Source organism: Thioalkalivibrio sp. ALMg11, from assembly GCF_000377905.1.
Lineage (GTDB): Bacteria > Pseudomonadota > Gammaproteobacteria > Ectothiorhodospirales > Ectothiorhodospiraceae > Thioalkalivibrio.
On record NZ_KB898874.1, the window covers coordinates 388,261 to 401,111 of the forward strand.

Annotated in this window: 4 protein-coding genes; all 4 read right to left on the bottom strand. The window is 70.6% G+C overall.

The window, feature by feature from the left end; genetic code table 11:
* Positions 1 to 22 precede the first annotated feature (22 nt).
* The 4 genes from recD to D578_RS0109350 all read right to left on the bottom strand — a co-directional run bounded on the left by recD (position 23) and on the right by D578_RS0109350 (position 12,802).
* A complete protein-coding gene (recD, locus tag D578_RS0109335; RefSeq protein ID WP_018949700.1) occupies positions 23 to 2,113 on the bottom strand; it encodes an exodeoxyribonuclease V subunit alpha in 2,091 nt (696 codons plus the stop codon).
* Positions 2,110 to 5,802, bottom strand: a complete 3,693-nt coding sequence (gene recB, locus D578_RS0109340; RefSeq protein WP_018949701.1) for an exodeoxyribonuclease V subunit beta — start codon at positions 5,800 to 5,802, stop codon at positions 2,110 to 2,112. The genes recD and recB overlap by 4 nt, the downstream gene beginning before the upstream one ends.
* Positions 5,802 to 9,299 carry an exodeoxyribonuclease V subunit gamma gene (recC, locus tag D578_RS0109345; RefSeq protein WP_042798409.1) on the bottom strand — a complete coding sequence of 1,166 codons (3,498 nt, stop codon included), beginning with the start codon at positions 9,297 to 9,299 and terminating at the stop codon, positions 5,802 to 5,804. Before recC ends, recB begins: the two co-directional genes overlap by 1 nt.
* 182 nt (positions 9,300 to 9,481) lie before the next feature.
* The gene (locus D578_RS0109350) at positions 9,482 to 12,802 is read right to left on the bottom strand and encodes an EAL domain-containing protein (protein WP_026289278.1); all 3,321 of its coding nucleotides are present in this window, start codon (positions 12,800 to 12,802) and stop codon (positions 9,482 to 9,484) included.
* Positions 12,803 to 12,851: the final 49 nt, after the last annotated feature.

Sequence of the window (12,851 nt, forward strand, 5' to 3'; positions counted from 1 at the left end):
GTTTCGCGAAGCTCAACGCACCCTACGGCGAGTCACGAAGCCACTGGCGCAAGCCGCCGCTGCGGCGGATCTGGCGCTGGCTGGCCGCGGCCAGCGTGCCCGCACGGGGTTCCAGCAGGCTGAACCAGCGGCTGGCGCGGGTGATCGCGGTGTAGGCCAGCTCGCGGGTCAGGATCGGGCTGTCCGCCTCCGGCAGGACCAGGGCCACATGCTCGAACTCCGAACCCTGGGCCTTATGCACGGTCAGGGCAAAGGCGGTCTCGATGGCCTCCAGGCGGTTGGGCAGCACCCAGCGCACACGACCGCCGTCCCCGGCGGCCAGGAAGGCTACTCGCAGCACCGGGGCATCTCCGTTGTCCGCTCCCGCCTCCGGCTCGCCCCGCGCCAGCCAGGCCGGGACCGCCAGGGCAATGCCGATATCGCCGTTGATCAACCCCAGCGCGTAGTCATTGCGCGTGACAATCACTGGGCGCCCCTCGACCCATTGCCCGTCGATTCGGCCCGCATCGCCCTCCAGCAACCCGCGCGCCTGTAGCGCTGCGGCGATGCGGCGGTTCAGCGTCTCCAGCCCCCACGGGCCGCGCCGCACCGCGCACAGGAGCTGGAATCGCCCGTGCGCCGCCAGCACGTCGCGCGCCCAGTCCTCCCAGGCCGCGCGCGGCGCCGCCGGGGCCGGCCGGGCCGCGCGCAGGCCCTCCAGATACCCAGCATAGCCCACCGCCTCGCCCTCCAGCGTGTCGGCGCGCCCGTCCACCGCGAGGGTCACCAGGGCCGGGTCCTCGGGCCCCGCGAGCACCTTTTGCAGGACGGCATCGTCCCCGTCCGGCGCATTCAACGCCTCGCCGCTATTCACCGCGGCGGCCAGCCGCCCGATCCCGCTGTCCGCGCCGAAGCGATGACTCTCGCGCAGCATCACGATGTGCTGGTCCAGGGCCTGGCCGGCCGCATCCTGCATGGCCTCCGGCACGGCCATCCCGGTCACGGCCTCCAGCCACTGCGCGGTCGACGGCGTGTAGTGGCCGCCGCCCGCGCGGTGGCACAGCTCGCCCAGCACCGCGCCGGCCTCCACCGAGGCGAGCTGATCGCGATCCCCCAGCAGGATCAGGCGTGCCGTGCGCGGCACGGCCTCGACCAGGCTGGCCATCAGCTCCAGGTCGATCATCGAGGCCTCATCCACCACCAGCACGTCCACCGCTAGAGGGTTGCGCGCCCCGTGCCGGAAGTGCCGGGTATCCGGCCGCGCCCCGAGCAGGCGATGCACCGTCACCACCTCGGCCGGCAGGTTCCGGCGCAGCGCATCGCCATCGGGCAACTGGTCCAGCCCCAGGCGATCCAGCGCCCCGCTGACCGACGCATTCAAGCGCGCCGCCGCCTTGCCGGTCGGCGCGGCTAGGCGGATGCGCAACGGGTCCTCCGGACCCTGCAACCCCTGCAGCAGCGCGAGCAGCCGCAGTACCGTGGTGGTCTTGCCGGTCCCCGGCCCGCCGGTAATCACACTGAAGCCGGAACCCGCCGCCAGGGCACAGGCCAGGCGCTGCCAGTCCGGATCGGTGGTGGCCTCCGCCGGCGGCCCGAATAGATGATCCAGCCAGTCCCGCGCTGCCTGCTCGTCCAGCGCACCCTGCCAGGCCTCGCGGTCCGCGAGACGCGCGCGGATCGCCTGCCCGATGCGGCGCTCGCTCTCCCAGTAGCGGCGCAGATAGACCTGCTCCCCCGTGTACACCAGCGGCGTTCCGCCCGCCTCGCCCGGTCCCGCCAGGCCACTGCCCTGCAGGGCCTCCGCGACCTTGGCGGCGGACACCCCCTGCAGCACCGACGAGGGCCGCGGCGGGGGCCGCGAACCCGGCTCGCCCTCCGGCGGCAGGGACAGCGTGGCGTCGGGGGCCTGCAGCAATGCGTCCAGTTCCAGACACACATGGCCGCGCCCGACCTGATGGCTGGCCAGCGCCGCCAGCAGCAGGGCCAGCGGCGACGCCGCCGGGGCCTGTTCGTGCAGGAAGCGCACCAGCGCCCGGTCCACGCCGCGCAGCCAGCCGGCGTCTTCCCACTCGCGCAGCAGCTCGAGCACGGCCTCCGCCGAGGCCAGAGGGCCCGTTGTCATCACCGCGCTCATGCCGTCGCCTCCCGGTCCGGGCCAACCGCCATCCGGTGATCCAGCCATTCAATCAGTGCGCGCGGCGGGCAGTGGTGGAATACCCCGTGCCCCGGCGCATCCACGCCACGCAGGAACAGGTACACCCCGCCGCCCATATGCTGGTCGTAGTCGTAGCCCGGCAGGCGTGCGGCGAGCTGGCGATGCAGCGCCAGGGTGTAGAGCACCAACTGCAGGTCGTAGCGGTGCTCCAGCACGGCCGCCTGCAGGCGTTCCGGGGTATAGGCCTGCGCCGAAGTCCCCAGCCAGTTGGACTTGTAGTCCGCCACGTAATAGCGCCCGTCGTGCTCGAAGACCAGGTCGACGAACCCCTTCAACATCCCGTTCAGTGTCACGTTCCCCAGCGGCGGGCGCGGCTGTCCGGGCAGGATCTGCGCGCGTACCCCCTGATCCAGCTCAGCCGCCGATAGATTGAGCGTCGGGTACAGGAACTCCAGCTCCGGCTGATAGGTGGTCAGGCCACCCAGACTGAAGTGCTCGCCGTCCTCCAGCGGGAAGGCGACCCCGAGCAATTGCTGCATCCAGTCGTCGACCGTTGCCGACCACTCGCCCCAGCCTCGCCGCTCGCAGCGTGTCGCTACCTCCTGCGCCATCCGCTCGGGATACGCCGCCTGCGCGGCCAGTCCCTGCTCCGCCGCCCACTCCAGCAGGCCATGGAGGAAGGTGCCGGGCCCCGGCCCGCGCGGGAAGGCGTGCAGCCCGTTGGCCACGCGCGGCTCGGGCTCCGGCACCTCCACCAGCGGGCGGCTCGCATCCGCGACCCCCTCGCGCAGCACATCCTCGCGCGCCGAGTCGGGCGCCACAGGCGCCACCCCCTCGTCATGCGCGGCAATCGCACTGTAGCTGGCCACCCACCAGCGCTCGAAGCGGCGCGACGGCGGCACCCGGGCCGGCCCGGTAACGGTCGCGGCACCGCCCATCTGCGCGGCCACCGCGCGCACCTCCGGCAACGGGCCCACATGGATCGCCGTCTCGCCGCCGGCTGCCTCCCGCAGCGCGGCCTCCAGCCCGCCATCCGGCACCCCCGCGGCTCCGGCCAGCAGATATCCGGCTGCCGTGCGGTCGAAGTGGTTGGTCTTGCTGGTACCCGAGACGATCGGCGCAATCCCCAGCCAGCAGGCATGGCGCGCCCGGGTCATGCCCACATACAGCAGGCGCAGGTCCTCGGCCAGGCGCTCGCGCTCGGCCCGCTCGAACACCTCGTCGTCCATGCGGAACACCCAGCGCGCCCCGCCCTGCGGCGGATGGTCGCGGTAGGGCACGTCCTTCTTCGTATCCGTCTGGCGGAAATTGCAGACGAACGGCAGGAACACCAGCGGATACTCCAACCCCTTCGCCTTGTGCAGCGTGACCACCTTCACCAGGTCCTCGTCGCTCTCCAGACGCAGGACCTGCTCCTCGCCGGTCTCGCCTTCGCCACCGCGATGTTCGGTCAGGTGCCGGATCAGGGCCTGTTCGCCGTCCAGCTCGGCGGCCGCCTGCTGCAGCAGCTCACTCAGATGCAACAGGTTGGTCAGGGCACGCTCGCCCTCGGCCGTGGCCCGCAGCCGACGCGGGACCTCGAAGTCGTGCAGCAGCCGTCGCAGCATCGGCAACACCCCGCGGGACTGCCACAGGCGCCGATAGTCGCGGAACTGCTCGACGCGCACCTCCCACGCCAGCTCGTCCACCGTCAGCCGGTGCAGCTCGGCGAGCGACTGCCCCAGCGTCGCGGTCGCCAGCGCCGCGCGTAGCAGACGCTCGCTGGTCGGCTCGGCGCAGGCCCGCAACCAGCGCAGCAGGTCCCCGGCCTCAGCGGTCGCATACACCGACTCGCGATCTGATAGGTACACACTCCGCACGCCGCGCCGGCGCAGCTCGGCCCGGATCACATCCGCCTCGCCACGTCCACGCACAAGCACGGCCATGTCGCGCGGGCGCAGCGCCGCCAGCGCCTCGCCCTTGCGGAAACCACAGGTACCCGATTCCCCGCCGTTGAGTAGCTCCACCATGTAGCTGGCACAGGCCTGCGCCATGCGGTCGCGGTAGGCCCCCTTGGGCACCGGCTCGCCCGGATCAAAGCTCCACAGCGTGACGGCCGGCACCGCCTGCCCGCCACTCTCGAAGACCTCCGATCGACCGTTCGCGTCCACCGGCAGAAACGGCAGCGGGTTGTCCGTGCCCGAGCGGAACAGGAAGGCCCCGTCCGCCCAGCCCTCGGCGTGCTGGAACAGCCGGTTCACGCCCTTCACTAGGGCCTCGGTCGAACGGAAGTTGCGCTCCAGCGTGTAGTGCCGCCCGGCGGTGGCCGCGCGCGCGGCGAGATAGGTATGGATATCCGCCCCGCGAAAGCGATAGATGGACTGCTTGGGGTCGCCGATCAGCAGCACGCCCTGATCGCGCGGGTTCTCGTCGATGCGGTAGACGCGGTGGAAAATGCGGTACTGCACCGGGTCGGTATCCTGGAACTCGTCGACCAGCGCCACCGGGAACTGGGCGCGCAGGGTCGCCGCCAGGTGCTCGCCGCCGGGTCCGTCCAGGGCATCGCGCAGCCGGGTCAGCAGGTCATTGAAACCCATCTGCGCGCGCTGCCGCTGCGCCTGACGGAACCGCGCGTCCACCTGCCGCGCGGCCGCCTGCAACAGGCGCTCGCGGTCATCCACGCAGACCTCGGCATGATCGTCCAGCCCCGCAAAGGCCGGATGCAGATCGTCCGGAAGCGCCTGCCCGGCCTTCAGCCGCGCCTGCATGCCAGCCGCACTGAAGCGCACCAACGGCGAGTCGCCCGAGACCCCGCTTGGACGTAACGCGCCGGGGTCCTCCGCCCAGTCGCGCATCGCCCCCAGCAGCTTTTCCGGGTTGCTGTACTTCTGCTTGTTCAGCACCGAGTCGCGCAGCGTCTCGAACTGCTCGGCCACCGCCGCGAACGCCTCGCGCCAGGGCCGCTTCATGGCCTCCAGCCGCGCCAGTCGATGGCCGAGGGCGGCCGTCAGCCCTTCCGGCGTCTCCAGTTCGGCATCCGCCGCGCTGGGCGGGAGATGCCCCACCAGCGGCCGGATCTTCTGCAGCAGCGTGTCGGGATCGGCACCGAAGGCGTTGCGCAGCAGCGCGAGTGGCTCCGGCGGTTGCGGATAGACAAAGCGGCGCCAGTAGTCGCGTGCCGCGTCCGCCAGCAGCTCCTGCTGGTCGCTCGCCAGGTCCTGGGTAAACAAGCTCCCGCTGTCGAAGGCGTGCTCGCGCAACATGCGGTAGCACCAGCCGTGGATGGTGGAGACCGCAGCCTCGTCCATCCACTCTGCCGCCAGCTCCAACCGGCGCGCGGCACCCGGGCGCTCCGCCTCGGTGTATTCGTTGCGCAACTGCTTGTGGATGTCCTGGACGCCCGGCACTGCGTCCGGGTCTTCCGCGCGGAACACGCGCGCCGCGGTCGCCAGCGCGTCGCGGATGCGCTCGCGCAGCTCCTGGGTCGCCGCCTCGGTAAAGGTCATCACCAAGATCTGCGGCGGCGTCAGGGCATCGGTGCCCTCCGGCAATTCGCCGTGGCCCAGCACCAGGCGCAGGTACAGCGCGGCAATGGTGTAAGTCTTGCCGGTGCCGGCACTCGCCTCGATCAGGCGGCTGCCGTGCAGGGGTAGCGCCAGCAGATCCAGCTTGTGTGCAAAACCGGTCATCAAGAGGTCTCCGCCTGGCCCACGACGACGTACACCGGCCGGTAGATCCGGTCGCGCCAGAAGGCGAAGTCCGGATCGTCCAGCAGGGTCTCAGGGTCGGGCCAGGCGCGCGCCAGCGCCGGGCTGCGCGACCACTCGCCCGCGACGAAGTCGTTCCCGCGCAGGGTCTTCACGGCCTCTTCATAAGGATCCTTCGATCCGTCTTCCGCCGCGAGCCAGGCAAAGGCCGCACCACAGGCCAGCGGCAGCGGCCGTGCCTGCCCCGCCACCCAGGCCTCCAGCAACGTGCCCAGCAACTCCTCGGCCAGCCCCGGTTCCAGCCCCGGGAGCTCCAGGCGCTTGTCCAGCCCGACCAGCTCGGAACCCACGCCGCCCGCGCCGGCATTCGCCAGCAGATGCATCACCCAGGGCGCCATCAGCTTGTCGAAGCGCCACTTCTTGCCATCCCCGATGCGGCTCGCGGTGTAGTCGAGGCACACCCGCGCCTGCCCGTCGCTGCGCAGGGCGGGCGGCACCCCCTCCAGGCCCCAGTGCTCGTGTTCCAGCCGCAAGGGCCGCGCCGCCGGCAACCACTCGGGGTACAGCGCATAGCGCTCCCCGATCCGCTCCAGCAGCCGCGCGGCCTCCTCCACCATCGCGCCGCGCTCCAGCTCGCCCGCCGCCCCCAGCGGCAGGCGACCCGCGCGCTGCAATCGACCCGACTCCGCCTCCAGGATCGCCGGCCAGGCCTCCGCGTCGTCGGTCGTCTCCAGTGCCGCCGCGACCAGCTGCTGGCGCACCTGCCACTGCTCCAGCCCGGCCAGTCCGAAGGGTTCCAGGTCGTCGCCGGCCTCTTCCTCCTCGTCGAAGAACACCCCCAGGCGATGGCGGAAGAAGGCCTCCACCGGAAAGCGCAGAAAACGCGTCAACGCCTCCGGCCCCAGGGCGCGCGGCTCGCGCTCGGCCTCCAGCAGCGGCACGGCCGCGGGGGCGCCACCATCGGCATCCGCCGCAGGGGCCGACACCGTGTCGTGCACCGCCTCCCATTCCCGCGCGTAGGTAAAGTGCCGATCGCCGGCGGCGTCCGCCGCCGGGAAGTTCACCGGCGAGAACGGCTGCAGCGGGTGCCAGGTGGTCAGGTGTTTCACCAGGGCCGGGCCAGCCTCCGGCCCGTCGGTCTCGACAAGTCCCCAGCCCGCGGCCAGGTGATCGCGCAGCTGGCCGACCAGCACCGACGGCGGGCGCGGCTCGTTGTCGCGCACATGCCGCCCCACCCAGCTCACATGCAGCTGGCGCCGCGCGGAGAGCAGCGCCTCCAGGAACAGGTAGCGGTCGTCCTCGCGGCGCGAACGATCGCCCGGGCGGTAATCGTTCGCCATCAAGTCGAAGTCGACCGGCGTCGGACTGCGCGGGTAGTCGCCGTCGTTCATCCCCAGCAGGCAGACCACCTGGAACGGGATTGCCCGCATCGGCATCAGGGTGCAGAAATTCACCTGCCCGGCCAGGAAGCGCTGACCAACCCCGGAATCGTCCTGGCTCGCCAGCCACTGCTCGCGCACCACCGCCAGCGGCAGGGCCTCTTCCAGGCCCGCCGCCGCGCAATCCTCGCGCCACTGATCCAGGGCCTCGCCGAGCTGCTCCAGGGTGAACAGCTCGGCATCGGTCTCGGCCGCGAGGAACTGCTCCAGCAGCCCGCCCAGGTGCACGGCCCAGTCCTCCGGCGTATGCGCCTGGCGCAGCCACGCCCAGGCATCCTCCAGGGCGGTGATCAGGGCATCCATCGGCCCCAGCAGCGCGGCACTCAGCCCGCCGATCTCGTCGTAGGGCTCCAGGCCCTGCCACGGCCCCTGATCGCCCATCGCGTAGCCCAGCAGCATCCGCCGCAGGCCGAAGCGCCAGGTGTTCTGCTCCAGCCCCTCGGGCAAGCCCAGCCCGGCGCGCTGCGCGGCATCCAGCCCCCAGCGCACGCCAGACCCCTCGGCCCAGCGGTGCAGCTGCCCCAGGTCCTCCTCCGCGATCCCGAAGCGCCGACGCACCGCCGGGACATCCAGCAGGTCCAGCAACTCGCTGACGCCCACCCGGCTCTCCGGCAGCGACAGCAGTTGCTCCAGCGCGATCAGTACCGGGTCGCGGCCGCGCGGGCCCTGGTCGGACAGCGTGTACGGGATAAACCGGGGATCATCGGTCTCCGGCTGACCGAACACCGCCTCGATATGCGGCGCGTACTGATCGATGTCCGGCACCATCACAATTACGTCGCGCGGGCGCAGTGCGGGGTCGCGCTCGAAGTGGTCCAGCAGACGGTCATGCAACAGCTCCACCTCGCGCAGCGGGCTGTGCGCCACATGGAACTGGATGGAGTGATCCTCGGCCGCAACGGCGGGCCAGGCTGCCCGGGTCTCCGCCAGCGGGCGCAGCTCGCGGATGTCGTCCTGCAGCTGGTGCAGCAGGCAGTCCTCGGGCCCGCGCACGCCATGCGGCTCGAAGACATCGACGCGTTCCCAGTCCAGCGTCCGCAGCACCCGGCCGTAGTGTTCGGGGTCGTCGTGCTCGTCCAGCAGCCCGATGTAGTCGCGGCCCTGCTTGCCCCAGGCCGCCAGCAGCGGGTGGGCATGGTTGTGCAGCTCCGCCTCGTCAAGGGCCTCCGGCATCCCCGCCTTGCGCGCCTGGCGCCGGCGCGTGGCGCGCAGCAGGTCCTTGTCGGCCACGATGTCGGCCCAGTAGTACTCGCAGGGGTTGTGCACGCAGACCAGCACCTGGCAGAACCGCGCCAGGCCCTCCAACGCCTCCAGGATTTGCCCCGGCAACGAGGAGATACCGAACACGATAATCCGCCGGGGCAGACCGGCCGGGCGCTGCTCCAGCGCGCGCACCGCGTCCATGTAGCGCCCATGCACCGCGGAGCGGCTGACCGCCTCCCGCGCCACACCGATATCCGCCTGCAGCAGGCGCCACAGCTCGGCCTGCCAGCGCTGCCCGAGCGCCAGCTCGCGCTCCTGACCACGAGGGTCGCGCAGGATGTCGCGCCCGGCCGCCCAATCGGTCAACCAGTCGGCACGGTACACCTGATACTGGTCGAACAGGTCCGCCAGACGCTCGGCCAGCTGGAAGCGCTTGCGCAGATCACCACCCTGGCCCGGGTCGTCGTCCTGCAGGAACTGGCGCAGCGGCGCGAAGGCCTCCTGCGCCAGGCACTCCGGCAGCAGGCGCATCAGGCGCCAGGTCAGCGGGCGCTTGGCGTAGGGGGATTCCAGCGGGACCGCCTCGGCCCCGAGGACCGCGCGATAGGCCGACCACACGAAGCGCGACGGCAGCTGCATGTCCAGCGCGGCCGCGATTCCGCAGCCTGGCGGGTCGGCGTCCGGCGGCGCGGCCAGCGCATGCCGCAGCCACTGCGCCATGCCGTTGCTCTGCACCAGGATGGTCTCGTTCTCCAGCGGCGCCAGCGGTGCGCGGCGCATCCATTCCACCGCCAGCGTACGCAGCGACTCCAGGTGATTGCCATGCAGCACCACCATCCCTGGCTGCAACTCGCGCGACTCCACCAACCCGGCTCCTCGATCCATTCAGGAAATGCCGCGCAAGGCCTCAAGGCCCGCGTGGTCCAGATGCGCCTACCCTACCATCCCCAAGCGACGATCCCCGTCGCGGTATTCACCGTTACGGCGTGAAATCCGGGCTATCCTCAAGGCAACAGGCTTCAGGCCCGAGGCGCAGCCAGCAAGGCCTCGAACTCGAGCGCCGGCACAGGGCGGCTGGCGTAGAACCCCTGATAGTGGTCGCAGCCCAGCTCGCGCAGGACCGCAAGCTGCTCGGCGGTCTCCACGCCTTCCGCCAGCACGGTCAGCCCAAGGCCGTGGCCCAGACCGACGATGGAGCGGGCAATCGAGCGGTCATCCGCGCTACCGGCCATATCGTCCTCGGCCAGGCCGTCGACGAAGCTCTTGTCGATCTTGAGCGTATCCACCGGGAAGCGCTTGAGCTGCGCCATGGAGGAGTACCCGGTGCCGAAGTCGTCGATGGCGAAGTGCACCCCGCGCTCGCGCAGGCGCAGCAGGATGCGCCGGGCACGGCTTGGGTCCGCCATCAGTGCGGACTCGGTGATCTCCAGTTCCAGCTGATCCGCCGGGAACTCGAAGTCCTCCAGCAACTGGCCCACCTGCTGGTCGATCGGCACGCGCTGGAACTGCAGCGCCGAGACGTTCACCGCCAGGCGGATCGGCGGGTACCCGGCCGCGCGCCATTGATGGCCCTGCTCGATCACCCGGCGCAGCACCCAGCCCCCCAGCTCCACGATCAGCCCGGTCTGCTCGGCCAGCGGGATAAAGCGCCCCGGCGAGATCGGGCCCAGCTCGGGATCGGTCCAGCGCAACAGCGCCTCCGCCCCCAGCAGTCGCCCGTCCTCGACGTTGTACTGCGGCTGGTAGTGGACCTCCAGCGCATCCGCCTCGATGGCGCGACGCAGGCGCGCCGACAGGTCGATGCGCTCGCGCGCCGCACGAGTAAACTCGTCGGAGTAGTAACGGTAGCTGCCGCGCCCGTCCATCTTGGCCTGCGACAGCGCGGTGCTCGCCTGCTGCAACAGGGTGTCGGCATCCGCCGCATGGTCGGGGAAGACCGCGATGCCAATCGTCGCGGCAACCTCCATCTCCACCCCGTTGCCGAGGTCGCAGGGGTAGCCCACCTCGCGGATGATGTTCTCCGCCACCAGCGCGGCGTCGTCCACATGCCCCAGGTTCTCCACCAGCACCGCGAACTCGTCGCTCGCCAGGCGCGCCACGGTATCGGTCCCGCGCCGTCCGACCTGCAGCCGTTCGGCAACGATCTTGAGCAAGCGGTCGCCCGCGGCATGGCCCTGGCTATCGTTGATGTCCTTGAAGCGGTCGATATCCACGAACAGCAGCGCCAGGTGCCCCTGGCGCCGGCGCATCAGCGAGATGCCGTGCGTCAAGCGCGCGCGCAGCAGCCGGCGGTTGGGCAGCTCGGTCAGCGGATCGTGATGCGCCAGGAAGTCGAGCTCCGCCTCCGAGGCCTTGATCCGCGAGATATCCGCGAACACCGACACGTAGTGTGTAAGGTGGCCCTGCTCGTCGCGCACCGCGGTAATGCTCTGCAATTCCGGGAAGATCTCGCCGTTCTTGCGCCGGTTCCAGATCTCGCCCTGCCAGTGACCGTTCGTCAGAAGCTCGTGATACATGCTGCTGTAGAACACCTGGTCGTGGCGCCCGGACTGGAACATCTTCGGCGTGCGTCCCACCACCTCGTCCTGGGTATATCCCATCAGCTGGGTAAAGGCGCGATTCACCGACAGGATATGGGCGGTGGCATCGGTAATCACCACGCCCTCGCGGGTATTCTCGAACACCACCGAGGCCAGGCGCTGGCGCTCTTCCTGTTCGCGCTGTTCGGTGATGTCCTCGACCGTCGCCACCACCCGGTCCAGCTCGCCTTGCGGCGTGCGACTGCACTTGACGTCGATATCCGCGACCATCACTCGGCCATCGCGGCGCAACAGGCGCTTCACGACGCTGTAGCCCGAACGGTCGCCGCGGCGCATCTCGGCGTCCAGCGCCGCCTCGCAGCCACGATCCCCGGGTATGGCCAGGCGGTCCCAGTCCATCGCCGCCAGCTCGTCCGGTGCATAACCCAGCATGTCGGCCAGGCACGCATTCACGCGTTCCCAGCCCTGACCCCGCGGCCCGGAAATCGCCATGCCGACAAACGGCATATCGAAAAAGATCCCGAGCAGCCGATCCTGATCGGCGTGGGCCCGCACCAGGGCAAGGTTGCGCCGCAACCACTGCTGACGCCACAGCAACGCCCCCGCCCCGAGCACGACCAGCCACACGAACAGCGTTGCCCCGGCCGCCCACGCCGCCTGCTGCCGTGGCGGCGCCTGAAGGGCGTCGATATCGCGCTTTAGCACCAGATCCCAGCCAGCGGGTGCGAGCCCCTGCACACCGGCAAGGAAAGGGCTGGCCGCGTCATCAAAGCGTTCGACCACGACCTCGGCGCGGGGATGATCCAGGACCCGCTCGCGTAGCCGGGGGAAGGCCGCAGGCGCCGGGATAATCAGGCCCCCCGCCTCGGTGATCCGGGCAATCAGGGCACGCTGGTCGCCCTCGCGCACCACGATATGCGCCTGGGCATCCACGCCGTTGCGATTCTCGGTCAGTGTCAGCAACGGATGCAGGTTCTCGAGCGTCGATGACAGCAGCACCAGCCCCACCACCGGATCCTGCGGCGCCGCACGGTCGCGCACCGGCACCGCCCAGCTGATCCGCGGGCGCCGGTCCGAGTCCGCGTGCAGGATTGGCTCACTGGTCTGGCCACTGCGACGCACCTCGCGCAGCACCGCGTCCATCACGGCCTCGTCGAGGGCACTGCGGCCCAGTTCGATCACCGGCTGACGGTCGGCATCCAGCAGGGCCACGCTGTCGTAATCATAAGCCGTGCGCATCAGCTCCAGCCGATCGCGCACCTGCTCCAGCGCCAGCGTCGAACGCCGCTCCAGGGCCGTTACCGCGAACAGGTTAAAGCCACGCGCCTCGCCCAGAACCATCGCGTCGCCGGTGCGCTCCGCCAGCCATTGGTCGATCACGCCGCCCTTCAAAAAAGCAGCGCGTTGCAGATCCTCACGCGCCTGCGACTCGGCGGCGGCCCCCTGAAAATGCCACGTCCCCAGCCCTACGCCTGCGGTGGAGGCGGCCACCGCCACGGCCAGCACCAGCCATGGCCAGTAGCCGAAACGCGCCAGCTCCTCGCGCGCACCCGTACCCGACGCCTCGTCACGCCAGGCCGGCAGCCAGCGCATCGCGAGATACAGCAGCACCCCGGAGACCAGTACAAACCCAAAGCCCTTGCCCAGGCTCACGCGGGCCAGCGCGGTCGTCACGTCCGTCCCCGTCCACCAGGCCAGTGCCACGTCGGACAGGGCAATCCACAGCAGCCCCAGCACGACATAGGCGCCCACGACCAACCCGGCCGCGAAGCGCCGCGACACTGGACGACGGGGCGTCATCGGCCGGCCCCGCTCGTCTGCGACGCGGACGCAAAAAAGCGCCGCGCCC

Coding starts and splice junctions, on each gene's coding strand:
- recD (WP_018949700.1), bottom strand. CDS start 2,113: ATGAGCGCGGTGATGACAACGGGCCCTCTGGCCTCGGCGGAGGCCGTG.
- recB (WP_018949701.1), bottom strand. CDS start 5,802: ATGACCGGTTTTGCACACAAGCTGGATCTGCTGGCGCTACCCCTGCAC.
- recC (WP_042798409.1), bottom strand. CDS start 9,299: ATGGTGGTGCTGCATGGCAATCACCTGGAGTCGCTGCGTACGCTGGCG.
- D578_RS0109350 (WP_026289278.1), bottom strand. CDS start 12,802: ATGACGCCCCGTCGTCCAGTGTCGCGGCGCTTCGCGGCCGGGTTGGTC.